The organism is Helicobacter felistomachi (assembly GCF_030296895.1).
GTDB lineage: Bacteria > Campylobacterota > Campylobacteria > Campylobacterales > Helicobacteraceae > Helicobacter > Helicobacter felistomachi.
In genome coordinates, this window is the sequence record NZ_AP028022.1 from 1435234 (window position 1) to 1457442 (window position 22209).

24 protein-coding genes, 1 tRNA gene and 2 pseudogenes are annotated in these 22209 nt (G+C 48.9%); 14 read left to right on the top strand and 13 right to left on the bottom strand.

What is annotated here, in order from left to right:
• Positions 1 to 27 precede the first annotated feature (27 nt).
• The 3 genes and pseudogenes from QUE23_RS07545 to hemE all read left to right on the top strand — a co-directional run bounded on the left by QUE23_RS07545 (position 28) and on the right by hemE (position 3007).
• Positions 28 to 1315 (top strand): annotated as a pseudogene (locus QUE23_RS07545) (M99 family carboxypeptidase catalytic domain-containing protein).
• Positions 1312 to 1995 carry a 3-methyladenine DNA glycosylase gene (locus QUE23_RS07550; protein ID WP_286348443.1) on the top strand — a complete coding sequence of 228 codons (684 nt, stop codon included), beginning with the start codon at positions 1312 to 1314 and terminating at the stop codon, positions 1993 to 1995. Before QUE23_RS07545 ends, QUE23_RS07550 begins: the two are co-directional and overlap by 4 nt.
• Positions 1982 to 3007, top strand: a complete 1026-nt coding sequence (hemE, locus tag QUE23_RS07555) for a uroporphyrinogen decarboxylase (protein ID WP_286348444.1) — start codon at positions 1982 to 1984, stop codon at positions 3005 to 3007. Before QUE23_RS07550 ends, hemE begins: the two co-directional genes overlap by 14 nt.
• A 13-nt stretch (positions 3008 to 3020) precedes the next feature.
• Here hemE and QUE23_RS07560 read toward each other — a convergent pair.
• The 11 genes and pseudogenes from QUE23_RS07560 to QUE23_RS07610 all read right to left on the bottom strand — a co-directional run bounded on the left by QUE23_RS07560 (position 3021) and on the right by QUE23_RS07610 (position 11846).
• Positions 3021 to 3618, bottom strand: a pseudogene (locus tag QUE23_RS07560) (outer membrane protein).
• A 165-nt stretch (positions 3619 to 3783) separates the two neighbouring features.
• A tRNA-Asn gene (locus tag QUE23_RS07565) sits at positions 3784 to 3858 on the bottom strand.
• A 76-nt stretch (positions 3859 to 3934) separates the two neighbouring features.
• Complete coding sequence (locus tag QUE23_RS07570) at positions 3935 to 4411, bottom strand: NAD(P)/FAD-dependent oxidoreductase (protein WP_286348445.1); 477 nt, start codon at positions 4409 to 4411, stop codon at positions 3935 to 3937.
• Positions 4360 to 5040, bottom strand: coding sequence for an NAD(P)/FAD-dependent oxidoreductase (locus QUE23_RS07575; protein WP_286348446.1), 681 nt, complete (start codon positions 5038 to 5040; stop codon positions 4360 to 4362). The genes QUE23_RS07570 and QUE23_RS07575 overlap by 52 nt, the downstream gene beginning before the upstream one ends.
• Before the next feature lie 9 nt (positions 5041 to 5049).
• Entirely contained in the window at positions 5050 to 5349 is a 300-nt protein-coding gene (locus QUE23_RS07580) for an MDR/zinc-dependent alcohol dehydrogenase-like family protein (protein WP_286348447.1), read from the bottom strand.
• Between the two features lie 17 nt (positions 5350 to 5366).
• Positions 5367 to 6149, bottom strand: coding sequence for an alcohol dehydrogenase catalytic domain-containing protein (locus tag QUE23_RS07585; protein WP_286348448.1), 783 nt, complete (start codon positions 6147 to 6149; stop codon positions 5367 to 5369).
• A gap of 205 nt (positions 6150 to 6354) precedes the next feature.
• Complete coding sequence (locus QUE23_RS07590; RefSeq protein WP_286348449.1) at positions 6355 to 7881, bottom strand: TrbL/VirB6 family protein; 1527 nt, start codon at positions 7879 to 7881, stop codon at positions 6355 to 6357.
• Between the two features lies 1 nt (position 7882).
• Positions 7883 to 9724 carry an AAA family ATPase gene (locus QUE23_RS07595; protein WP_286348450.1) on the bottom strand — a complete coding sequence of 614 codons (1842 nt, stop codon included), beginning with the start codon at positions 9722 to 9724 and terminating at the stop codon, positions 7883 to 7885.
• Between the two features lie 9 nt (positions 9725 to 9733).
• The gene (locus tag QUE23_RS07600) at positions 9734 to 10291 is read right to left on the bottom strand and encodes a hypothetical protein (RefSeq protein ID WP_286348451.1); all 558 of its coding nucleotides are present in this window, start codon (positions 10289 to 10291) and stop codon (positions 9734 to 9736) included.
• A gap of 86 nt (positions 10292 to 10377) precedes the next feature.
• The gene (locus tag QUE23_RS07605) at positions 10378 to 10791 is read right to left on the bottom strand and encodes a hypothetical protein (protein WP_286348452.1); all 414 of its coding nucleotides are present in this window, start codon (positions 10789 to 10791) and stop codon (positions 10378 to 10380) included.
• Between the two features lie 62 nt (positions 10792 to 10853).
• Entirely contained in the window at positions 10854 to 11846 is a 993-nt protein-coding gene (locus QUE23_RS07610) for an A/G-specific adenine glycosylase (protein WP_286348453.1), read from the bottom strand.
• Positions 11847 to 11974: 128 nt separating this feature from the next.
• Between QUE23_RS07610 and ybeY the strand changes: the two genes are divergently transcribed.
• The gene (ybeY, locus tag QUE23_RS07615) at positions 11975 to 12340 is read left to right on the top strand and encodes an rRNA maturation RNase YbeY (protein ID WP_286349442.1); all 366 of its coding nucleotides are present in this window, start codon (positions 11975 to 11977) and stop codon (positions 12338 to 12340) included.
• Positions 12341 to 12445: 105 nt separating this feature from the next.
• Here the strand turns inward: ybeY and tilS are convergent, their stop codons facing one another.
• Entirely contained in the window at positions 12446 to 13243 is a 798-nt protein-coding gene (tilS, locus tag QUE23_RS07620) for a tRNA lysidine(34) synthetase TilS (protein ID WP_286348454.1), read from the bottom strand.
• A 174-nt stretch (positions 13244 to 13417) separates the two neighbouring features.
• Between tilS and QUE23_RS07625 the strand changes: the two genes are divergently transcribed.
• Positions 13418 to 14731, top strand: a complete 1314-nt coding sequence (locus QUE23_RS07625; protein ID WP_286348455.1) for an NCS2 family permease — start codon at positions 13418 to 13420, stop codon at positions 14729 to 14731.
• A gap of 116 nt (positions 14732 to 14847) precedes the next feature.
• Here the strand turns inward: QUE23_RS07625 and QUE23_RS07630 are convergent, their stop codons facing one another.
• Entirely contained in the window at positions 14848 to 15003 is a 156-nt protein-coding gene (locus QUE23_RS07630) for a hypothetical protein (protein ID WP_286348456.1), read from the bottom strand.
• Between the two features lie 202 nt (positions 15004 to 15205).
• Here QUE23_RS07630 and QUE23_RS07635 point away from each other — a divergent pair, with 202 nt between their 5' ends.
• The 9 genes from QUE23_RS07635 to QUE23_RS07675 all read left to right on the top strand — a co-directional run bounded on the left by QUE23_RS07635 (position 15206) and on the right by QUE23_RS07675 (position 22199).
• Positions 15206 to 15814: a DUF3943 domain-containing protein gene (locus tag QUE23_RS07635; RefSeq protein WP_286348457.1), complete on the top strand. Its 609-nt coding sequence runs from the start codon at positions 15206 to 15208 to the stop codon at positions 15812 to 15814.
• A 27-nt stretch (positions 15815 to 15841) separates the two neighbouring features.
• Positions 15842 to 16417 carry a GTP cyclohydrolase II gene (gene ribA / locus QUE23_RS07640; protein WP_286348458.1) on the top strand — a complete coding sequence of 192 codons (576 nt, stop codon included), beginning with the start codon at positions 15842 to 15844 and terminating at the stop codon, positions 16415 to 16417.
• Complete coding sequence (locus QUE23_RS07645) at positions 16417 to 17607, top strand: molybdopterin molybdotransferase MoeA (RefSeq protein WP_286348459.1); 1191 nt, start codon at positions 16417 to 16419, stop codon at positions 17605 to 17607. The genes ribA and QUE23_RS07645 overlap by 1 nt, the downstream gene beginning before the upstream one ends.
• Positions 17608 to 17622: 15 nt before the next feature.
• Positions 17623 to 17844: a MoaD/ThiS family protein gene (locus tag QUE23_RS07650; RefSeq protein ID WP_286348460.1), complete on the top strand. Its 222-nt coding sequence runs from the start codon at positions 17623 to 17625 to the stop codon at positions 17842 to 17844.
• A 2-nt stretch (positions 17845 to 17846) separates the two neighbouring features.
• A complete protein-coding gene (locus tag QUE23_RS07655) occupies positions 17847 to 18284 on the top strand; it encodes a molybdenum cofactor biosynthesis protein MoaE (RefSeq protein WP_286348461.1) in 438 nt (145 codons plus the stop codon).
• On the top strand, positions 18281 to 18808 hold the full coding sequence (mog, locus tag QUE23_RS07660; RefSeq protein ID WP_286348462.1) for a molybdopterin adenylyltransferase: 528 nt from the start codon (positions 18281 to 18283) through the stop codon (positions 18806 to 18808). The genes QUE23_RS07655 and mog overlap by 4 nt, the downstream gene beginning before the upstream one ends.
• A complete protein-coding gene (gene moaC, locus QUE23_RS07665; protein WP_286348463.1) occupies positions 18801 to 19271 on the top strand; it encodes a cyclic pyranopterin monophosphate synthase MoaC in 471 nt (156 codons plus the stop codon). The genes mog and moaC overlap by 8 nt, the downstream gene beginning before the upstream one ends.
• 67 nt (positions 19272 to 19338) lie before the next feature.
• On the top strand, positions 19339 to 20094 hold the full coding sequence (locus tag QUE23_RS07670; RefSeq protein ID WP_286348464.1) for an HpaA family protein: 756 nt from the start codon (positions 19339 to 19341) through the stop codon (positions 20092 to 20094).
• Positions 20094 to 22199: an LTA synthase family protein gene (locus QUE23_RS07675; RefSeq protein ID WP_286348465.1), complete on the top strand. Its 2106-nt coding sequence runs from the start codon at positions 20094 to 20096 to the stop codon at positions 22197 to 22199. The genes QUE23_RS07670 and QUE23_RS07675 overlap by 1 nt, the downstream gene beginning before the upstream one ends.
• Positions 22200 to 22209: the final 10 nt, after the last annotated feature.

Consider the following 22209-nt stretch of genomic DNA (forward strand, 5'->3'; position numbering starts at 1 on the left):
AATGGCGGATTTTAAGCAGGATTGTTGATGAAGTTTATTGTATGGTTACTCTTGTGTGCGTCTTTAAACGCCATGCCCTTACAGTTGGTGAAAAAAGAAGGCTCTAAAAACGCCCCCACTTTGCTTTTAATGGGGGATTCAAGGCGATGAGCCGGGGGGGTTTAACACTACAGATATTTTCTTAATGCACTACAAGATTTTATCCGGGAGTGTGTGGGTGGTGCCGGTATTAAACCGCTACTCCATGCTTAGAAACCATCGGGGGGTGTATGGGGATTTAAACCGTAAGTTTGCTTATCTAAGCAGCAAAGACCCGGAATACCCCCTCATCCAGTCTATCAAGAAAATCATCACCGCCAAAGAGGTAGATGTAATCTTGCACCTGCACGATGGCAGTGGCTTCTACCGCCCCCACTATGAAAGCCCCCTTTTAAACCCTAGGCGCTGGGGCAATTCGTCCATTATAGATCAAGACGAACTGCCCGGCGTGCCCTTCGGGCATTTAAAACAAGTGTCGCAAGGCATCATCGCCAATGTCAACAAGTCCCTATTAAAGCCCTTGCACCGCTACTATATCCGCAACACCCACACCGCACAGGGCAATGTAGAAATGGAAAAGGCTCTGACTTACTTTGCCATTAAGCACAAAAAGCCCGCCTTTGCCAACGAGGCAAGCAAAGAGTTGCCTCTGCCTGCAAGAGTGTATTACCACCTACTAGCCATTGAGGGCCTGCTAAAAGAGCTAGGCATTCATTACAGCAAGGATTTTACCCTAAGCCCTGAAAACCTTTATAAACTCATCAACGACCCAAGCCTAAGCGTGGTTTTAAACGACAACACCATTTTGCCCCTTTATGGCTTGCGGGGGCATTTAAACTTTTTCCCCCTGCCTAAAAACACCCCCCTAGAGCAAATCTCTTTAAAGTCTAAAAGCTATATCCTAGGCTTACTGCCTAAACAAAAGCAAGTGTGGCTCAAATACGGCAATAAATTGATGACCCGACTCCACCCCCTGTATTTGCCTTTTGATGGTAGCTTAAAGAGCGTCAAACTAGAGATTGATGGCAAATTAGAAGAGAGCGCGCCGGCAAAAATCGTGGAGGTGCACAGATCCCTTAAAGTTTTGGCACAAGAGGGTTATCGGGTGAATGTCATCGGCTTCACGCATATGGGGGCGAAAGACGAGGCCGGCTTTAAAATCACCCACAAAGACCTAGACAAACGCTATTCGATAGACACAGAGGGGCGCATTTTCCGCATTGAGTTTTACAAGGGCGATGCCTTTAGCGGTATGGTGTTGGCGCGCTTTTTATGAGCCTAGCCTTTTGTATTTTAAAAGCCTTAAAATCTTTAAATTTACTAGACCACGCCCCGCCCTTATGGTGGCCCGGTGCCGGGGGTGTAGAGGTGGTGCTAGGCGCAATCCTCACCCAGCGCATAAAATTTAGCAAGGTACAAGAGAGCCTAGATCATCTTAAAGCCGCAAGTGTCCTAGAGCCAGACCCCACCAAGAGCCTAGAAAATCTCGCCCAAATCCCTTTAGATAATCTAGCTAAACTCATTGCCCCCAGTGGGTTTTACCGCCAAAAAGCCCGCTATTTGCAAGCTTTAAGCCACAATATCCTAAAGGATTTTACAGACTTTGAAAGCTTTAGGCTTAAGGTGAGCCGGGAATGGCTGTTGGCGCAAAAGGGCGTGGGCTTTGAGAGCGCGGATAGCATTTTAAATTACGCTTGCTTACGCCCCGTCTTTGTCGTGGATGCCTACACCTATAAACTCTTAGCCGCGTTGGGCCTAGAGATCGAGGATTACCACGAATTGCAAAGCTTTTTCACCCAAGGGCTAGCGCAAGATTTGCCCCAAGTTTGCGCCCTTTATGAGAATAAATTAGAGCTGGCGGGCATTTACGCAAGATTGCATGGCAAGATTGTCGCTTGCATGCAAGCTAAAATTGCTCTTAAACCCCATTTAAAGGATTGCGATGGTCTTCATTGACGCATGTTTTAGACAAGAAACCCCCTACACCCCCATTTGGATGATGCGCCAAGCCGGGCGGTATTTACACGAATACCAAGCGGTGCGTAAAAAAGCTAAAAACTTTTTAGACCTATGCGCCAATGTCAAACTTGCCACAGAAGTCACGCTCCAGCCCATTGAGATTTTAGATGTGGATGCCGCCATTCTCTTTAGCGATATTTTGCTTTTGCCCCATAAAATGGGTTTGCCCCTAGAGTTTATCCCCGGCTTTGGGCCCAAATTCCCCCAAACCATCACAAGCCTAGAGGACATCAAAGCCCTAAAGAGGGGGGCGTTTCAAGATTTGGGCTTTGTCTATGAGATTGTCGCTAGTGTGCGATCGCAACTGGATAAGTCTAAAGCTCTCATTGGCTTTAGCGGCGCGCCTTGGACTTTAGCGACTTATATGCTCGAGGGGCAAGGCAGCAAGACCTACAGCCGCTCTAAAAAAATCCTTTATAGCCAGCCGGCCACAGCCCACGCCTTGTTAGAAGCCCTAAGTGCAGAGATCACCAGCTATTTAGACATGCAAGCACAAGCGGGGGCGAATGCGCTCATGCTCTTTGACTCGTGGGCGGGGGCTTTGGAGCTGGAGGCGTATTTAGAATTTGGCTGGAGCTATATCCACAAAATCACCAAAGCCCTTAAGTCTAAGCACCCTAAAATCCCTTTAATCGTGTTCCCTAAGGGCGTGGGGGCGTATTTGGCGCATTTCAAGGGGGGGTGTTTTGAAGTCTTTGGGTGTGGCTGGGATGTGCCTTTAGCCTTAGCTAAAGAGGTGCTGGGCGATCGCCATGTCTTGCAGGGCAATTTAGAGCCGGCAAGGCTGTATAGCCATGAAACGATGGTGGAGGGTGTTAAGCGTATCTTTGAAGTGATGGGTAAAGAAGCGGGCTTTATTTTTAATTTAGGGCATGGGATGTTGCCCGATCTGCCCCGCGCCAACGCCCTTGAGCTTGTGCGTTTGGTGCGTGCACAGAGCCGGCGTTAGGCACAAAAGCTAGCTAGAAAGTGAAGACATAGTTGACGTACCAGGAGTAGTGGCGCATCACGGCGAAATTTGGACCAAGTTTTTGGGGAATCATGGGGAATTTAATGCCCGCTTGGATCGCTGAGTGGGTGCCTACCCTAATGCGTCCGCCCACATTAAAGAGGAACTGAAAGCCGGTGTGTGAGCCCATGTTGCCAAATTGCCATGTGTTACCGGCAAGTTGGATCCCACCCACAAGACCCATTGCAAAGGGGTTAGTGGCGATGAAGTTAACGATCATGTCCGCCGCACCGCCATAGGTGTAGATATTGTCTTTATCTTTGTTGCTGGCCATATTGCGCCGTGTTGTTCCAATCAAAGAAGCCATAAACTTGACCGCCAAACCATTTATTCGCAAAGCCCACACCCCCCATTTGGACGCCCATACCATAGATGGGCATACCGGTGGTGAGACCTTCATTGTAGCTTTTATAACCGGCCTTACCTTGTTGGTAGCCAAGACCCATGAAGAAACCATTTTTTTCATCCGCTTGGGCCACAGACACAGCACTAACAGCCACCAAGCTAGAAAGAGCCAACCCCTTCACAGTGCGCTTGAAACTAGAAACCATAAAATCTCCTTATAAAAAAGTTGGTGTGGATACACAAGCTAAGAGTGTTCCACCCTTGCTTAATAAAACAAGCGGGGTTAAAATCGACCAAAGCGGTAAATGTTGAGTAAACAAGTTTTTTTCAAAGGTTCTAAAAATCTCAGGAAAGTAAAATGGGAAAGCAAGTGGCTCCAGATGTAGGATTCGAACCTACGACCAAGCGGTTAACAGCCGCCTACTCTACCGCTGAGCTAATCTGGAACATTAAGAACAATCTAAAACAAAAACCCCATTCTAGCGTTTTTTTTAGGGCTTGTCAAGACCCGCCCTTAAATTTTTAGTTCTTTAAAGCCCTTTGATGCCTGTACTCAATCATGCTCTTAAGCCACAGCGCAGGCCTGCCCGTGATGCAAAAGCACCCAATCTGTCCGATGGCATAACGAGTCCCCAAAGAGCAAATGGTCCCCTTTGGCTTGTAAATAAAGGGGCTTGTGGGGAGCTTATTTGCAACCATGCTCTTAAAATGCCTTCCCAAATATGCCCCCATTTGTGTGGCTAGTTGTGCTGTGGGCGGAGTGGGGCGGTTATGTGTGTCCTTAAAAAGCGCACAGTCGCCCAGCACAAACACCCCCCGCTTTTCTAACCCCACAGGCTCTAAAAAGCTATTGACCTCCACACGGCCACGCACACTTTTAAAAAAGGGCGAATGGTCAACGACAACACTGCCCCTCACCCCACAAGTCCAAAAGATGAAATCCGCCTCTACTTGCTCTTGTTGCCCCCCGCCTCCACAATGACCCCTTTTTCTAAACACTTTAGGATTTTTGCCCCCACTTTTAGGCGCACCCCTAGCTGTTGCAAATATTCTTGTGCCTTGTTGGCGAGTTTAGGCGAGAACATGGGTAAAATCTTAGGCATCGCCTCTAGGCAGGTGAGATGAACCCTGCCCTTAAAGGCATCTGCCAACGCCCCCACCAACTCCACCCCGCTAAAGCCCGCCCCACACACCACCACCTCTAGCGGCTTTTGACTCTCTTGCATGGCACTTTGTAATTTTTGATGCAATTCTTGGCATTGCCGGTGATCTAGCAAGGCGTGGGCGTGTTCTTCAACCCCCGCCACACCAAAACTCTCACTCGCAAAACCTAAGCCTACGATTAGCTTTGTGTAAGGGTATTCCTGTTTGCGCCCCACCACTATCCCCTCTTTGATCTCCAGCACCTCATCTTGCACCAAGCGCACTTGTGGGGGTAAAATCTCCATAAGGTTTAAAGCGTGGCGTCCGGGCAAACCCGCCACAACATCGTGCAACAAGACCTGCACGCTGTGCTGGTAGGTCTTAGACACGAGCGTGAAAGAGTGGGCTTGCAACACCTCTTTAGGCAAAGACTTGACAAACGCTAGGCTCGCATACCCTGCCCCTAAAATCAAAATCTCCTGCACCCCAAACCTCTACCATTTGATTTTGACAACGGGCTTGATGAAGTTGGCCGGCTTGTCTTTCATCCACGCTAGAGCCTGTGCGATCTCCTCAAACTTGCCCTCTAAATGGTGTGTGATGATGGGTTTGACGCTCAGTTTTTGGGTTTGCAGCAATCTGGCAAGCTTTTCCATGCGATAACGCCCCCCGGGGGTTAAGCCGCCTTTAATCGTCTTATGCCCCATGCCCACATTCCACGCCTCGCGCGATAAGGGCAACACCTCCCCACTGCCAAAGTAATTGACATTAGACACCACGCCCCCATTGATCAAACAAGCACAAGCCTCGCTTAAAATGCCCGTGCCCCCCCAGCAATCAAAATTTTATCCGCCCCCACACCCTTAGTGAGCTCTAAAATTTGTTCGTGCATGGGGGCTTTGCTAAAGTCCACAAAATGGGTTGCTCCATAGTGCTTGTGCGCCACTTCGTATCTAAAAGGCACGCAATCCACGGCGTAAATCTCGCTCGCCCCCATGAGATTTGCCCCCGCTAGTGCCATCAGCCCCACAGGCCCTAAGCCCACCACCGCCACACGATCGCCGGGTTTGATCGCGGCTTGCTCGGCGCAATGAAAGCCCGTGGTGATCATGTCGCTAAGCATCACTGCATCGGTGATCTCCACCCCCTCTGGCAAATGCCCCAAATTGCCGTCCGCATCGTTGATGTGGATTTTCTCAGCAAACACCCCGTCTTTAAAGTTAGAAAACTTCCAGCCAGAAAGCGCGCCGTGGTCGTGTTGGGCGTAACCCCTTTGCGCCCCTAAAGAGCTCCAATCGGGCGTGATCGCCGGGATAATGACAATGTCCCCCTCTTTAAAATCCTGCACCAGGGCCCCCACTTGCAAGACCTCCCCCACACCCTCATGCCCTAAAAACATGTCAGTCCTCTCGCCAATCCCCCCCTCATAGCAGGTGTGTAAATCCGAAGTGCAAGGCGCCACCGCCAAAGGGCGCACAAAGGCATCCTTAGGACCCAACTCCAGCTTTTGACGCACGGGCACCACACACTCCAAAGATTCTTTCTCAATGATCCCCACCTTACCAATGCCTAACATCGCAAAACCTTTCACCATAAAAAACCTCCGTTGTAAATTTAAAACAAGGAATTATAACGATTTAAGGTAACGATCGCTCCATAGGCTTTGCTTTTGGCCCTGACTTTTGACGATTTCTTTAATTTCTGTAACAACTTTTGAGTTCTTTCAAACATGTGTGTGCCGCTTGTTGGTCTGCAAAAGCTATTGTTATGTGCTTGGTTGGTGTGCTTTTTTTGCAAATCTAACTAAACCACCCCGCTACAGCACTAAAAGCGGCTTTAACCCCGCTAGCCACAGAGCTCGCCACAGATTTAATGGCACTACCCACAGCTTGACAAGCCGATTTTAGGCCATTTGCCACGCTAGATACAAAGGATTTAGACGCTTCGGCGATTTTCTGCCCCACGCTTGAGCCTGCCATATAGCCCAAAGTGCCAGCCACAAAGCCCGCCACAGCCATGCCTACAGGTCCAAAAGCCACGCCCAAACTTGTAAGGGCTGCCGCAAGCACACTCTCGCCCGCAGCCGCCCCCACAATGCCGGCGATGGTGGATAGGGAGTTTATATGGAGTTGTTCGATCGCCTGCTCGCCCGTGATTTCTCCCTTGCCTAATTTGTAAAACACTTTCGCATGGTCTATGGCAAGCGTGCCTAGTGCCACAAAGACATTTTTAGCCCCACACACTTTAGGTAAAATCCCTTTTTCAGCGGCGACCTTAATGGCAGCAGCGGCGGCGGTCTTGGCGGTCGTGTCTGCGCCTGTGGTGATCGCCCTTTTAGCCATCTCTTGTGCCTTGCCCTTGTCTAGCTTTTCTTTAGAGCACATGAGCGCAACGCCATCGATTCCTAAAGAAATCCCGGCACTAATGAGCCCCGCCTTACCCGCCTCTTTGCCGATCCCTAAAGTTAAGTCCCGTATTTTGTAATCGTTGTAATCGGCTTGGGGGAGTTTGCCCTCTTGTTGGGCTTTGCTCTGTAGCTCTTTGACCTCTTGCTTGCTTAAGGGGGTGCTGGTCGTGCCATCGGGGGCTTCTAGCTTGTCGGTAACTTTTAAGCCCTGCTCCTGCAGTTGCGTTTTTTGATCGCTGGGGACTAATTTTTGTTGCCCCCGATAGTCGCCCTTTTCAAAGGCTTTTTGTGTGCTTGGTGCGTCTTGGGTGTATTTGGATTGGTAACGCTTAACTACCTTGCCCTCTGCGTCCTTAATCACAAGATCTACACCATTTTTAGAATATTGCCCTTCAGGGGTCAGCACCTCCGCCCGATATGACGAACCTTTGGCGGTGGCGTTGAGATTAAAGCTATTGGCATGCTGTTGTTCGGCGATAAAGCCGTCTAAATTAGGGTTTTGGTTAATGAGCCCCTCATTAGTAAGTAATGCCTCTTGTATTTTGTAATTTGCCTCTTTCAGGGCGTTGTCTAGGTTGTTTAAGTAGGGCACGACCTCTTGCGTGGCTAGGTTTTGGCTGGCTTTGTTGATTTGGCTAGCTAGCCATTGCTCCTTAGTGCGTCCATTCTCTAGGGCTTTTTCTAAAGATTCTTGCTTTTGCTCGTAAATTTTGAGCTCTGCCTCAATCTCTGCTCGAATCTCTTTCGCATCGCATCCGGGCAATTCTTGTGCTAATTGTTTTTCAATGCCCTCCGCTCCGCCCTTTGCCTCTGCCTCTAAAAAGCGTCCTAGTATTTCGCTAAAGGCATGGGCTTGCTCGGGGGTGAAGGTGGGCAAAAGGCTAGGTAGGGGTGTGGGGTTAAAAATTATGGATTGCATGCTAGTCCTTTTGGTCGTAGCTTAGGTTATTGGGGCGTTTTGCCTCGTATCTCAAGCCTTTTGTTGGCATGGATTCGTAATCTTTGTTACTTGCCGAAAGCACAAGACTATCTATGGACTGGTAAAAGCTGTCAATGGATTGTACTAAATTTAACATGGTGGATATGTCGCTAAGCTCGCCCGCATCGTATTCGCTACCGGCGTGTTTGTCTAAACGCACCAAAGCCCCCACTAATTTATTACGCACATTCAAGCGGATTTTCTCGCGTAATTGACTGCTGTAATTACAATCTCGCCCCTCGCGGATTAGCTCCTCGTGCGCCACAGCCTCGCCGGCGTTTTTTAGGTGCAATTTTTGTGCTTGCACCCGAATGGCGTGGATTTTAGCGTGCATGGTCTTGGTGATGGGCGTGGTGGCGTGTAAAGCCCTTCTTAGCAAGTCTAGGGTTAAGCTCTGCTTTTCAATAAACGCCTCTTGCACCGCTAATTTGACAAGATTTTCTAAATCCGCCCCGCTAAAGCCCTCGCACTCTTTAGCAAGGCTTGCTAAGTCTAGGGGCTCTGGGTTTTGCTGGCGTTTTTGTAGGTGGATTTTTAAAATCTGCTCTCGCTCTGCTGCGCCGGGCAAATCCACAAAAAAGAGCTCGTCAAAGCGCCCCTTTCTTAAAAACTCAGGGGGAAATCTTGTAATGTCATTGGCTGTGGCTACGATAAACACCATGCTGGTCTTCTCCTCCATCCATGTCAAAAAATGCCCGAATAAGCGCTTACTCACCTCGTGTGCGCCCTCGTTTGCCCCCATCCCGCTAAACGCCTTTTCGATTTCATCGATCCACAGCACACAGGGGCTGATCGCCTCGGCTAATTGCAAAGCCGCACGCATGTTCTCCTCGCTTTGGCCTATAAACTTGCCAAACAACCGCCCCACATCTAGGCGCACTAAGGGGAGCTTAAACAACCCCGCACACGCCTTCGCGCTTAAAGACTTCCCACACCCGGGCACGCCCACAACCAACACGCCCTTTGGCATATCCACGTCCTTTTGCATAGCCTGATCCAAATTGGCGATGATGTGCGCCTGCGCTTGTAGCCAGTGTTTGAGCTTTTCTAGCCCGCCCATGTGGGCTAAGTCCTCGCCCTCCTTAGGGCGCACCATTTCTAAGAGATTGGTCTTTTTAATGCGTTGTTCTTTCTCTTGGATCACAAAGTCGCGGCTTTGGGCGTTGATACCCCCCCTTTCGTAGTAGGCTAGGCGTAAAATCTGCTCGATTTGCACCTCTCTTAAGCCCTTGCAATCTAGGGCAAGCTCCTTTGCCACTTGCTCCTCTAGGGGGATTTGGTTGGCTTGGGCAAACTTCTTAAGGGTGGCTAGGATTTGGGTTTTATCGGGTAGGGGGACATCAAAAATGCGGGTGTAAATCTCTAGCTCTTTGGGGATGGTGGGCGTGCCTAAATGGCTGGAGAAAATAAAAATCGTGGCGTTGTAATCGGCGTTGTTTAAAATAAAACGCGCCATGCGTTGCAACAAAGCCACCGCACTAGGGCTTTGCTCTAGCTCATTCTCAATGTCTTTAAGCACCAAAAACAGCTCGGTGTCAAAGGGGCGGTCGTAGTGGGCTTTTAAAAAGCTTGTTAAATCTTGGGGGTGCTCTAAATCTAGGGGGCGTTTGCTTTGAAAATCTAATGCGCCTAGGGCGTTGTCAAATTCTAAACACGCCCTGCCCTCTCTGACTTGCTCTATCAGCACATCTAGCGCGTCCTTGTCTTGGCATTGCAGATACAAAATGGGGGCGTGGGTGTCTATGAGTTGCTGGAGTTGTTGGGCTAAATTTGTGGGGGTCATGGGGGGTCCTTAAAGGTCGAGTTCTAGGTATTGCAAAGTTTGTTTGCCTAGTCTTGTATTATTAGCAGATACAATTTTTAGGGTGTTTGAGATAAATAAAACCACATTGTTTTTAAGTGGTTTGTTATTTTTATCCACAAACTGTATCTCATCAGCTCCTAAATGACTTTCAAAACAAACAATTTTGCCAAAATCATAGTGCTCTGTGCGTAAGGTGTCAAAGTCCAAAGTAAGCGTATGGATTCTTGTGCCTAAAAGTTGAGCCATATCGCTTAAAATATATGGCAAAGAATGGGGTAAAACATGATTAAATTGCTCAATCTCATGTGCTGTAAATATAGGATGAGCTAAAAGATAAATTAGCAGGGCTTGGTGGCTGTTCTGTGTAAATACAGGGTTGTTTAAATCAGCTGCGCTAAAATAGATATGATTAATTAGTCCCATTCTTTGTCTGGGGGCGGCCATTTTATCTATTGCTTCGTCTATACATGTCATCATTGATACATATAAATGCTCGACAATCCCGGTTTTGTCTTTTTCCAAAAAGTCGGCGTAATCTTTGAGCAACTCTTTTAAAGCCGCCTTGCCTGTTGCTAAATCTTTGGCGTTGAGAAGTTTTTCTTTAAGCGTGTTGTAAGTTTTTCGCCTTGCCTCTAGGCTGGGAGTGGGGGGGGAGATTGCAGGGTTTGGATTTGCGCCTTTAGGCTTGCAATCTCGACTTTTAATGCCTCTTTTTCTGCCTCTAGGGCTTGTTTATCCTCTGCCTTTTTATGTGCCTCTAGCATGTCTTGGATACTCTCCTTGCTCTCCTCAATCCCAAACACCCCACATAACGCATTTAAAATCTCTGCGTCTGTGGTGGCTGTAATCCCCTCCACGCCTTGTAACAGCTCTGCACACTCCCGTCCCTCTTTGCTTTTCTCGCTTACCCTTGAGCGCAACCAGCGGTGCAGAGTTTGGCTTTGGTAATGCTCCAAAATATCCAGCAAATTAAAATGCTCTTTGAGCTGCTCTAAACTCGTAACTCTTTCCCCATCGCAAGCTAGGGCAAACTTGGCTAACTTCATGGATCACTCCTTACCTAAAATAAAAAGCCTTATTCTAGGATATTTTAACTTAGGCTTGTGGCTTAGAGATTTAGGTGGGGCAAAGCGTGCATGATTTTAAGGCTAAGGGCGCTTTTGGGGGCGTTTTTGAAGTCTTTTAGGGGGATTTTGACAAGGTCGTTGGGGTCTAAATCCGCCAAAGTGGCTTCATAGATTTTGGCACTCAGGCGGTATTTGGTGTAGCTGTGGCGCACTTGGGCTAAAAGGGGCAAGTGGATTTGCTCTTGCTCTTTGAGTAGGGGGATTTGGTGCAAGTGAGCGTATAGCCCCTTTTTGGCACAAGTTAAATATAAAAACCCCCCTTGCAGACACACGCCGTAATGCTTGGTGATGGGCGTGCTGGGGGGCTTTTTAGCGACGCTGAAACTTTTTAAATCGTGCTTGCCCTTGCAGGCTTGTTGCAGGGGGCAGAGCAGACAGGCGGGGTTAGCGGGGGTGCAAACCAGCGCGCCTAAGTCGATCAAGGCTTGGTTGTGATCAAAGGGGTTGTTGGGGTTTAAAAACTCTAGGGCTTTTGCTTGCAAGAGTTTGGCAAGGCTTGGGCTCTTAGGGTCTAGGGCAAATAGGCGTAAAAGCACCCGTGAAACATTGGCATCGACCACGCCTACCGCTTGTTTGTAGCCAAAGCACAAGATCGCGTTTGCGCTGTAATCGCCGATACCCGGCAAGGCTCTTAGGGCTTGGTAGTCGTTAGGCAGCTGCCCCCCATGCAATTCACAACAAATTTGTGCGCTTTTGTGTAAATTCTTTGCCCGAGCGTAGTAGCCCAAACCCTGCCACAACAATAAAACCTGCTCTAATTTCGCCTCTGCTAGGGCTTTTAAGGTCGGCAGGGCTTTTAAAAAAGGGGGGTAGAATTTGTCTAACACCACGCCGATTTGGGTTTGTTGCGACATGATTTCGCTGACATAGACTTCATAGGGGGCGTTTGCGCCCTTTAAATGGCGTATGGGTAGGTCAATGCGCCCACTGGTGGCATACCACTTTAAAAGGGCGTTGTGTAGGGGTTCAAACATGCCTTGCTCTCCAAAAGGTGCTATTATAGTGCTTTTCTCTTAAAGGGAGTGTTGTGGAGTTTCAAATAGATTTGATCGATGAAGTGCAAAGCGGGCTAGGGGATTTAAGAGAGCACTTAACCCCCCTGATGGCGCATTTAGGCAAAAAAGGGGGGGTGGAAGTGGTGTTGGTGAGCCCTGAGCGCATACAAGAGTTAAACGCCTTGTATCGGGGGGTCAATAAGCCCACTGATGTTTTGAGCTTTCCTACTGATATGCCCTTTAGCGACTTTTTAGGCAGCGTGGTGGTGAATGTCGCCCTGGCTCAAGAGCAAGCGGCAAAGTGGGGGCATCGCCTTTTAGATGAAGTAACGCTTTTATTCTTGCATGGCTATTTGCACCTGCTGGGCTACGACCATGAAACAGACAGCGGGGAGCAAAGGGCGTTAGAGCAAGAAATCATACAAGCCTTTAACTTGCCTGCTAGCTTGATTGTGCGGAGCGAAAGTCTTTAAGCTGCTTGAAAGTGTCCGCCCACTTAAGGGTAAAGAAAAGGGGGCGCACTAAGGGGGGGATGTGTAACTTGCGGCACGCGTCTTTATAGGCTTTAGATAGGGGGTTTAGAGTTTAGGGCTTTTCCCACATAAACAAGCCCCCCTCCACAGCCCACGACATAGCCCCCCCCCCACGACCCCATTAAAGCCTTGTTGCTCTAACTCTAGGCGTTGTTTGCCGCTCAACACATAGCCTAATTTTTTCAGCAAGCTATCTATGTAGTAAAGATTTTGCCCCCCTGTTTGAAAGACATACACCCCATTAAGCTTAAGATAGTTTAGGGGCGGATAAAGGGCATGTTTTTCTAACTCTAACGCCTTAAAGCTACGCACCAAACCGCTAACCCCCATTAAATCTAAAAAAGGCGTGGCTAGGCTGTGGCGGATCAAATTGCGTTTAAAGCGGGTGTCTTGATTCGTGTCGTCTTCAAAGTAGCGGTGGTTGTGGGCGTGTAGATAGTCTAGCAGGGCGGATTTGGGGGTGTAAATCAAGGGGCGCACTAAGGTGTAGTGTTGGCGCAGCTCTAGGGCGTGAAAGCCCAGCAAGGTTTGCAAACTTGCCCCTTTGGCTAGTTGCATGAAAAACCATTCTAATTTGTCGTTGAAATGGTGGGCTAAAATTAAATGGGTGTAGCCAAACTCCCTAATCAAGCCCTCAAAGAAGGCGTAGCGGGCTTTACGCCCTTGTGCCTCTAAATTGCCCCCTTTTAGGCTTACTTTTTTGGTGTGGACTTGTTTTTGATGCCTTGCGCCTAGCTCTTTGGCATAGGCGATCTCATCTTGTGCCTGCGCCCTTAAGCCGTGATCTAAAATGGCTAAATCAAAGTTACAGCCCCTTTCAAGCAACAAGAAAAACAACGCCACAGAATCGCCCCCAGAAAAGCCCAGTAACCCCCGCCCCCCTTAAACTTTCCACGCCCTCTAAAATGATTTGCATTTAAGCCCTAATTTAGATTGTGTCGCCTAGAATACGCGCATTGTTGCTCCATTTACCCTAGATTAACTTAATTCCATTCTACAATAAGGAGCAACCCCGTCATGTTAGCGTTTTTGTCCCAGTCTTTTCAGTTCAAAGAGCGCCATACTTCGCTAGGCATCGAAACCCTGGCTGGCTTAACCACTTTCTTCACCATGGCCTATATTGCGATTGTCAATCCCGCTGTTTTACACAAGGCAGGCATGGACTTTGACGGCGTGTTTGTGGCGACCTTGATCGCCACGATTGCAGGCACGCTGATCATGGGGATTGTCGCCAACTACCCCATCGCCATCGCCCCGAGCATGGGCATGAACGCCTATTTTACCTTTGTCTTGGTGCTGGGTATGGGCATGTCTTGGCACACTGCTTTAGGGAGCGTCTTTTGGGCTTCTTTGATTTTTTTAACCCTGTCTTTAACGGGCTTTAGAGAAGCCTTGATTAAGGCAATCCCCACTTCTTTAAAAGCGGGGATCACGGCAGGCATTGGGCTTTTCATCGCCTTCATTGGCATGCAAAACGCCCATTTAGTCGAGCCCTCCAGCGCCACGATCATCACGCTAGGCAACTTCTCTAAACCCATCGCCTACATGTCGCTCATTGGGTTATTTATCACCATTGTTTTATTGGTCAATCGCGTCAAAGCCGCGATTTTCTTAGGCATTTTAATCACCGCAATTTTGGCGGTGCTCTTGGGGCATTTAAAACTGCCCGATCATCTCTTTGAATTGCCTAAACATATAGAGAGCACCTTTTTTAAACTGGATATTTTAAGCGCGCTTAAGCCCGACTTGGGGGCGGTGATCTTCACTTTCTTTTTAGTCATGCTCTTTGACACCACTGCGACCATGATCGGCGTGGCGCAACAAGCGCACTTGATGCAAGGCGATCGCTTTTTAAATGCCAAAAGCGCCTTAAGTGCGGATGCGATCGCCAGCACCATAGGGGCGTTGGCGGGGACTTCGCCCACTTCGACCTATATCGAGTCGGGGGCAGGGGTGAGCGTGGGCGGGCGCACGGGCTTTACTTGTGTGGTTGTCGCCCTGCTCTTTGCATGCCTCATCTTTCTAGCCCCCTTAGCCAAAGCCCTAGCCAGCGTGCCCGCCATCACCTCCCCGGCTCTCATCATCGTGGGCTTTATGATGATGAGCCATTTGAGCGAAATTGATTGGCATGACCTAGAAGAAGCCTTGCCCGCCTTTTTCGTGCTCTTTTGGATTCCCATCTCTTATAGCATCACCAATGGCGTGGGTATGGGGCTCATCATTTACCCACTCATTAAAATCGCTCGGGGCAAGTTTAAACAAGTCCATCCCCTGCTCTATCTCTTCGGGGCGTTGTTTGTGGTGCAGTTTGTGATCGACATGCACGGGTAGTTGTAGCCCCTCTAAAACCTCTTTTACATCAGTGTCCCCCATTTGGGCGGATTTTTCAAAGGTTGCCCATGTTGCGCGCCTTTTTGTGGTGGGTTTGGAGTGCTTGGTGGGTCGCCTTATATGTCTAAATTGCCTGGTTGTAGATAGAGCAAAGAGTCTACCATGGGTAGCTTAGCACTTTGGATCTGTCTGTCTAGGCAGTCTTGCACCTTGTCGGTTTCTTTAAATGCGGGGGCTTGGCTAGTGGTGTAGTTGTATGTCAAGCTTGGCATAACAAGGGCCCTAAGCTCCAACAACACCATCTTAAGAATCTTGTGTTTCAACACAAACACCCCTTAGTAATAAGGTGTAAAAAATTATAAAATAAGGCGATCGCAACACAGGTGTTTCATGGCGAGGATTTGGGCTTGTTTTAAGTTTCTTTGTGTAAAAATCGCTCCTTATTAGGCTAAAACTTAAGTTGAGAGGTGTTTTTTGTTATCTCGTTATTTCTTTCAAGAAGATTTAGCCTTCGTACCTAACCACCGCTTGCGCTACTTAAGTTTAAGCGTGGCGTGTTTGGGGATCGCCTTTATCTTAGGCATCATTGGGCTGTATTTGATGCCTGAGAGCGTGACACATTGGACGAAGCAGAAATTCGGGCTGATGAGTTGGCTAGAAAATGTCCACCTGGGCCCTGTATTTGACAACGATCTATTTATTTTTAATTGGGTTTTGCACCCCTACTTTGGAGCGATTTATTTCATGCAAGCCCGCGTGGCGGGGTATAAATTTTTTACGGGGGTGTTGTTTACAGCATTGGTGTCGACCTTTTTTTGGGAGTATGGACTAGAGGCGTTTGTCGAAATCCCCAGCATCCAAGACTTGATCTGCACCCCCACCCTAGGCCCGCTTGTGGGCGAGGTGTTCTACCGCACAAGCCAAAGGTTACAAAGGCCCAACAAATTGCCTAAGTTTTTCGTGGGCTGTGCGCTCTTTTTCTTGGATTTTATCGGCTTTAGCATCCAAAAACTTGGCTTTGCTAGGGCCTGTGGGATTTGCAACAAAAACGCCGTTTACCAACAAGACACCCCAAAATGCTAGATTATCCCCCTACGAAGTGAGGTTTTAATGCAATTTCAAGTTTCTAACCAAGCCAAGTTGCCGACCCCCTTTGGCGACTTCTGCTTGCAATCGTTTAAAGAACAACAAGGGGCTTTGGAGTTAGACCATTTGGTGGTTTTCACCAAAGAGTTGGGCGAGTCGCCCCTAGTGCGGGTGCATTCTGAATGCCTCACCGGCGATGTCTTTAGCTCGCAAAAGTGCGACTGCGGAGGGGAGTTACAAATGGCGTTAGAGCGCATCGGCAAGGAGGGGGGCATGCTCATTTACTTGCGCCAAGAGGGGCGGGGCATCGGGTTATTTAACAAGATCAATGCTTATGCCTTACAAGATCAAGGCTACGACACCATAGAGGCAAACGAGGCGATTGGCTTTAAGGACGATGAGCGCGATTACACCATCGTTAAGCACATTTTCACACACTATGGCATCCGTAAAATCCGTCTCCTCACCAATAACCCCAAGAAAATAGAGGCGTTAAAGGCGTTTGTAGAAATCAAGCGGTGCAGTATTTTGGTGCCCAGCAACTGCCACAACCACGCCTATTTGCAAACCAAAAAACTCAAGATGGGGCATTTGCTCTAATGTTAAGTTTTAACGAAGCTTTAGAGGTCATTGGGGCGAGTTTTTTAACTCCGCTGGGTAGCGAAAAGGTCTTGTTTGCAGAGGCGTTGGGACGGGTGTTGGCTGAGGATATTTTAGCCCCCAAGGACAACCCTGACTCTCCGACAGCCAGCATGGATGGCTACGCTTTTAGATTAGAAGATTTGGATTTGTTGCAAACGCAAGGGTTGCCCGTGCAAGGAATCAATCCTGCCAGCTTGCAAGAACCCCCTATGTTAAAGCCCGGCCACTCGTTCAAAACTTTTGTGGGGGCAAAAATGCCCATAGGCGCGGATGCGCTTGTCATTGTGGAGGAAGTGCAAGAGCAGGCCGAGCGGATCTTCTTGACGCATAAGAGCGGGCGTTATCACTGGATTCGCCCCATAGGCTCGCAGTACAAAAAGGGGGCGGTGGTGCTTGCTAAAGGGGATAAAATCACACCCTATGCCATAGGTGCCTTAGCCGAGCACAACCAAGTCTTCGTGCAAGTGTATAAAAGGCCGCGCGTGGGGATTTTAAGCGGGGGAGCGGAGATTGTGGAGGTGGGTGCGCCTATTGAGGGGGTGCGTAGCGTGAATAACCACATGCTCAAGGCCATGGCAGAGCAACTAGGGGGCGAGGGGGTGCTCTACCCGCTCTTGCCCGACAAGCAAGAGAGCATCGAACAAGCCATTTGCCACGCTTTTAGGGACTGCGACATGGTTGTAACCACGGGGGGGATGAGCAAGGGGGATTTTGATTTCACCCAGCACGCCATTGCTAATGTGAGCGAAATCGCTTTCAAGGGTGCGAAGATCAAGCCGGGCAAACCCGTGGCTTACAGCATTTGTGCCAAGGACGGCACGCACAAGCCCTTATTGGCACTGCCAGGTAACCCCCCCGCTGCTGCGCTCACTTTTTATCTCTTCGGCGCGGCGGTCTTTGCCAAACTCTTCAACACCCCCTACACCCCCTTCCAAGAAGCCATTTTAGAAGAGGAGTTCACCAAGAATGAGGAACGCATGGAATTTTTGGCGTGTGCGGTGCACTTAAAAGAGGGGCGTTACTTTGCCCGCTTGCACCCTAGGACACATTTGCACGATGGCCATAGTGGGTTGTTGGTGCTAGAGGAAGGCGGACGGACTTACAAAAAGGGCAGTGGTGTGGCGCTTTTGTTACACCACATTTTTTGATTTTAAGGAGTTTTTATGGTGTCTGTGCACTTTTTAGGGCCGATCAAAGAGGAAAGTCTAGAGTTAGACATTAAGGATTTGCAAGACTTGCGCCAAATTTTGCACGAAAAGGCGCAAATCAAGCCGTGGCTGGCGATGAGCGCGGTTGCTATCAATGGCGTGCTTGTGGAGGATGCCAACACCCCCTTGAAGGCGGGCGATGAGGTCGTCATTTTACCGCCCGTGTGCGGGGGCTAAAAGTGCTTGAGGTTTTCGATGGGGCGCTAGACACAAACGCGCTTTATGGGGCGTGGTCTAAGCTGTGTGCTGCAAAAAACCTAGGGGCGTTGTGCGTCTTTAGCGGCTTTGTGCGCCCTGAGAGTGGGCTAGAGGGGCTAAGCTTTGAGGTGTTCATGCCTTTATTTGAGGCGTGGTTTGGCGCATGGCAAGAGCGGGCAAAGGCTCAAGAGGTGTATTTATGTTTGGCGCACTCAAGAGGCGATGTGCTAGTGGGGCAAAGCTCTTACATGGCAGGTTTGATGGGCGCACACCGCCAAAAGGCGTTGGAGCTGTACGCCCCCTTCGTTGAGGATTTCAAGCACAACGCCCCTATTTATAAATACGATTTAAGAAACGGGCAAAGGATTTACGCTAAGGATCGAAGCCATCCCTTGAAAGGGAGCGGATTACTGCAATGACAACAATCAACATCGGTGTGGTGGTGGCGAGCGACAGGGCCAGCACGGGCATTTACGAGGATTTGAGCGGGCTAGCCATTAAGGAGGTGCTGGGTGAGTATATTTTAAATCCCCTAGAGTTTGTTTACCGCTTGCTGCCAGACGAGCAGGCCTTATTGGAGCAAACTTTAATAGAGCTTAGCCAAAGCTGTGCGCTCATCGCCACAACAGGGGGCACGGGCCCGGCACCTAGAGATGTTACGCCTGAAGCAACTAAGGCGGTTTGTTCTAAGATGTTGCCCGGCTTTGGCGAGCTGATGCGCGCCACGAGTTTAAAGTATGTCCCCACAGCGATTTTATCGCGCCAAAGTGCGGGCATTTGCGGCTCTAGCCTTATTGTCAACTTGCCCGGCAAACCCAAGAGCATTAGGGAGTGTTTAGAGGCGGTGTTTCCTGCCATCCCTTACTGCATTGATTTGATCGGTGGCCCCTACATTGAGGCAAATGCCCAAAACATTAAGGTCTTTCGCCCCAAAAATGCTTAGCCATTTAGACAGCAACCAAAACCCTACAATGGTCCATGTGGGGGCTAAGGCACACACAGAGCGCAAAGCCGTTGCCAGCGGGCAAATTTCTATGAGTGCCAAGGCCTACGACGCCATTGTGGGGCAAAAGATTAAAAAGGGCCCCGTGCTACAAACCGCTATCATTGCCGCCATCATGGGGGCTAAACAAACCAGCTCTTTAATCCCCCTATGCCATCCCTTAAGCCTTTCAAGCGTGCAAGTAGAGGTGCAAGAGTTAAAAGATCTTTGCGCTTTTAAACTATTCGTGTCTGTAACACACACGGGGCAAACGGGCGTGGAGATGGAGGCTTTGATGGGTGTGAGTGTAGGGCTTTTAACCATTTATGACATGGCTAAAGCGGTGGATAAGGGCATGGTGATGGGCGATGTGCGTCTAGAGTCTAAAAGCGGGGGCAAGAGCGGGGATTATGAGCGTCCTTAAGCTGTTAGCATAAATACGCTATAATGAGAACTTTACCTAAAAAATAACACGATTTCAAGGAGAATAAATGCAGTTTAAAACATGGTTATGTGGATTGGGGCTAGCGGCCGCTTTTGCGGGCTGTGGCCCTGACATTATTGTCACAAACAATGTCCCCCTGCGCTTGGCCTACAAGAGCCAAACCGCCAAAGCCCCGGCTACGCACAAACAGATCATGATCTTAAAGCCCTTGTTGCAATACAGCGACAACATCGCTAGGGAGTATGAAAACAGCTTTAAAAAGCAGCTCACCCTGAAAATCCAAGCCTTGCTCGACAATCAAGGCTACAAAGCCACAATCCTAGATGTGAGCGATAAAAACGATCTCACTTTTTCACAAAAACGCGACAACTATTTAGGGCTAGAGATCAGCGGAGAAGTGGTATTAAGACCCGACCCTAAAACCACAGAGCAAAAGAAATCCAGCCCCGGGCTTATTTTCTCCACAGGCATGGACGTTACAAAAGGCGCGCTCTTGGCGATGGGTTATATTAAGGTCGTCTTCATTGAGCCTGAGAGCGGGGAGGCGGTCGATTCGTTCATGATCGATCTTAGCGAGATCGATGTGCATGAGCCCTTTGTGCGCTCTAGCCGATCCGAGCACACCGGCGGGCTTTTAAGCTCACTCTATAAGGGTAAGGACGACTCCAATGACGCTGTAAAAAAGGCCTTAAACACCATCTTTAGTGCCGTGCTCGCTAAAATTGACGCCAAAATGACCCAAGAAAAAATCCAAGCCTACTCCAAAGACATCGCCGATCTAAAAGCCCAACGCAAGTACTGATGTTGTCTTATTTCACCAAAAGGGCGGTATGCGCCCTATTTAGTGCTTTTGTCTTTAGTCTGTTTTTAAGTTTATTTTTAAGCCTATTGCGTCTAGGCTTCATCGTTTATAGTGGGCTTTATGAGGGTGCGCTCGCCCATCCCCTACCCTTCGATCAAATCGCTCAAGTGCTCAAAGATGGCTTTAAATACGACAACCGTGTTGTGGCAGCCGCCTCCTTGATTTTCTTATTGTTGGCCTTTGTGCGCGCCAAAGCCGCCCACATTTTCGCTTTGTTTGTGCTGGTCCTTTGCTTGTTCTTACAAGTGGCCAACATCACCTACTACGAGATTTACGGCGTGGTGTTTGACTCGAATTTATTAGATGCCTTCAACCAAACCCCCAAAATTTTAGTGGGCATGGCGCTGCATAGCGAATACCACATCCCCACTAAGGTGTTTGTGTGGCTGGTATGCAGCGTGCTGGCAGGCTTTGTTTACCACAAACTGGGGCGTGCAAGCGATGGGCTTGCTGGGGTGTTGCAAGACTTGCCTTTTAAGCCCGTGTGTGGCTTTTTAGTGACTAGTTTCTCTGTGTGGACTCTCTATTGCATCAATTCCCGCCTCGCCTTAAAAGGTGTGTCGCTCGACTTCATTGTTAGGCCCGCTAAAAATCCCTTTTTGCGTCAGATCACTCCGGGGGCTTTTAGGGATTTGTATTTGGTCTTTAGGGACTATAAAAAGAGCCAAAATATCCACTTTTCTAATTTCACGAGTAAAAGCCTGCTGCAAGCAAGCATAGATTATTTCAACCTGCCCCCCAACACCAAACTCCCCCTAGACTTAAGAAAACTTCTAAGCCACACCAGCCAAAACCCCCTTGCCCCCACCATAGAGCATGTCTTTTACATCGTGTCCGAGTCGCTTTCTAGCTGGCACTTTGACCCTAGATTTGACGCGATCCACTTAACAAGTGCCCTAAAAAGCCTCAACGACCAGCAACATGGCTTTATTTTCCCCCTTTTTTTGGAGGACGCTAGACGCACGGTCAAAAGCCTAGATGTGCAACTCACAGGGCTGTTTGACATCAACGACACAAATTTTGTCAACATGGGCGTGAATATCCCTAGCCTACCCACCGCCATAGGCAACCAAATGAAGGGCTTAGGTTTTGACACCACCTTTTACTACGGGGGCAGCGGGATCTGGAACAGACTCGATCGCTTTAGTAAGAAAGAAGGCTTCGATCACTTCATCTTCAACACCTACTTAATGGACTTTGCCAAAGCACAGCTTAAAGCCAACTCCAAAGCCTACCCAAGCCCCATCACCACCAACTGGGGCGTGCACGACAATGTGCTTTTTGACTACATCTTAAACAACACCCCCACCCACAAAAAAACCTTTAGCATGGTGATGACCTTAAGCAACCACCCCACCCGCAATGTCAACTTAAAGGCCTTTGGCGTGCCGGTTAAGAAAATACAAGCCTTCGTGGCGCACTCTAAAGAGCCCAACATGCCAAATGCCAATTTCTTAGGGCATGTGTATTGGTACGACAAAATTTTAGTGGACTTCATTAAAAAAGCCCGCGCTAAATTCCCCAACTCTCTTTTTGTCATCACCGGCGATCACTTCGATCGCAGTTTCATCTACGCCAAAGATAATCACTATTGGACTAAAAGTGTGCCTTTGATCCTTTATGCCCCCAGTTTAAGCCCTAAACTTGCCGCGTGCATTGGCGCACACATTGACATTGCCCCCACGATCATGGAGCTGGTCGCCCCCAAGGGCTATCCATACGCCAGCTTTGGCAAACCCCTTTTTAGAAATACTGCCAATAGTGCCGACACGCCCAAAGATTGCAGCGTGAGAAGACCCTTTGTGTGGGGGCAGTCTAAAGATTTTGCTTTGGGTTTTGAGTCGGTGGCAGGACAGAGCCAAAAAAGCGGACTGGATTTTATCTACACAGATGGCGGCGCGCTCTTGTATGTCAAAAACCACGCTTGGATCAAAGCCCCGCTTTTAAAGGCAGACATGGCCCTAGCTAAGGAGCTCAAAGACAAAAAACAAATCGCTAATGGCCTCAGCTGGTATTATCTCTTCAAAGGCCCCATTGTCAAATAGAGGGCTTAGC

Coding starts and splice junctions, on each gene's coding strand:
- QUE23_RS07590 (WP_286348449.1), bottom strand. CDS start 7,881: ATGCAATCCATAATTTTTAACCCCACACCCCTACCTAGCCTTTTGCCC.
- ribA (WP_286348458.1), top strand. CDS start 15,842: ATGCAATTTCAAGTTTCTAACCAAGCCAAGTTGCCGACCCCCTTTGGC.
- QUE23_RS07630 (WP_286348456.1), bottom strand. CDS start 15,003: ATGCCAAGCTTGACATACAACTACACCACTAGCCAAGCCCCCGCATTT.
- QUE23_RS07625 (WP_286348455.1), top strand. CDS start 13,418: ATGTTAGCGTTTTTGTCCCAGTCTTTTCAGTTCAAAGAGCGCCATACT.
- hemE (WP_286348444.1), top strand. CDS start 1,982: ATGGTCTTCATTGACGCATGTTTTAGACAAGAAACCCCCTACACCCCC.
- QUE23_RS07650 (WP_286348460.1), top strand. CDS start 17,623: ATGGTGTCTGTGCACTTTTTAGGGCCGATCAAAGAGGAAAGTCTAGAG.
- QUE23_RS07645 (WP_286348459.1), top strand. CDS start 16,417: ATGTTAAGTTTTAACGAAGCTTTAGAGGTCATTGGGGCGAGTTTTTTA.
- QUE23_RS07670 (WP_286348464.1), top strand. CDS start 19,339: ATGCAGTTTAAAACATGGTTATGTGGATTGGGGCTAGCGGCCGCTTTT.
- QUE23_RS07585 (WP_286348448.1), bottom strand. CDS start 6,149: ATGGTGAAAGGTTTTGCGATGTTAGGCATTGGTAAGGTGGGGATCATT.
- mog (WP_286348462.1), top strand. CDS start 18,281: ATGACAACAATCAACATCGGTGTGGTGGTGGCGAGCGACAGGGCCAGC.
- QUE23_RS07550 (WP_286348443.1), top strand. CDS start 1,312: ATGAGCCTAGCCTTTTGTATTTTAAAAGCCTTAAAATCTTTAAATTTA.
- QUE23_RS07675 (WP_286348465.1), top strand. CDS start 20,094: ATGTTGTCTTATTTCACCAAAAGGGCGGTATGCGCCCTATTTAGTGCT.
- QUE23_RS07610 (WP_286348453.1), bottom strand. CDS start 11,846: ATGTTTGAACCCCTACACAACGCCCTTTTAAAGTGGTATGCCACCAGT.
- moaC (WP_286348463.1), top strand. CDS start 18,801: ATGCTTAGCCATTTAGACAGCAACCAAAACCCTACAATGGTCCATGTG.
- ybeY (WP_286349442.1), top strand. CDS start 11,975: ATGGCGCATTTAGGCAAAAAAGGGGGGGTGGAAGTGGTGTTGGTGAGC.
- QUE23_RS07605 (WP_286348452.1), bottom strand. CDS start 10,791: ATGAAGTTAGCCAAGTTTGCCCTAGCTTGCGATGGGGAAAGAGTTACG.
- QUE23_RS07595 (WP_286348450.1), bottom strand. CDS start 9,724: ATGACCCCCACAAATTTAGCCCAACAACTCCAGCAACTCATAGACACC.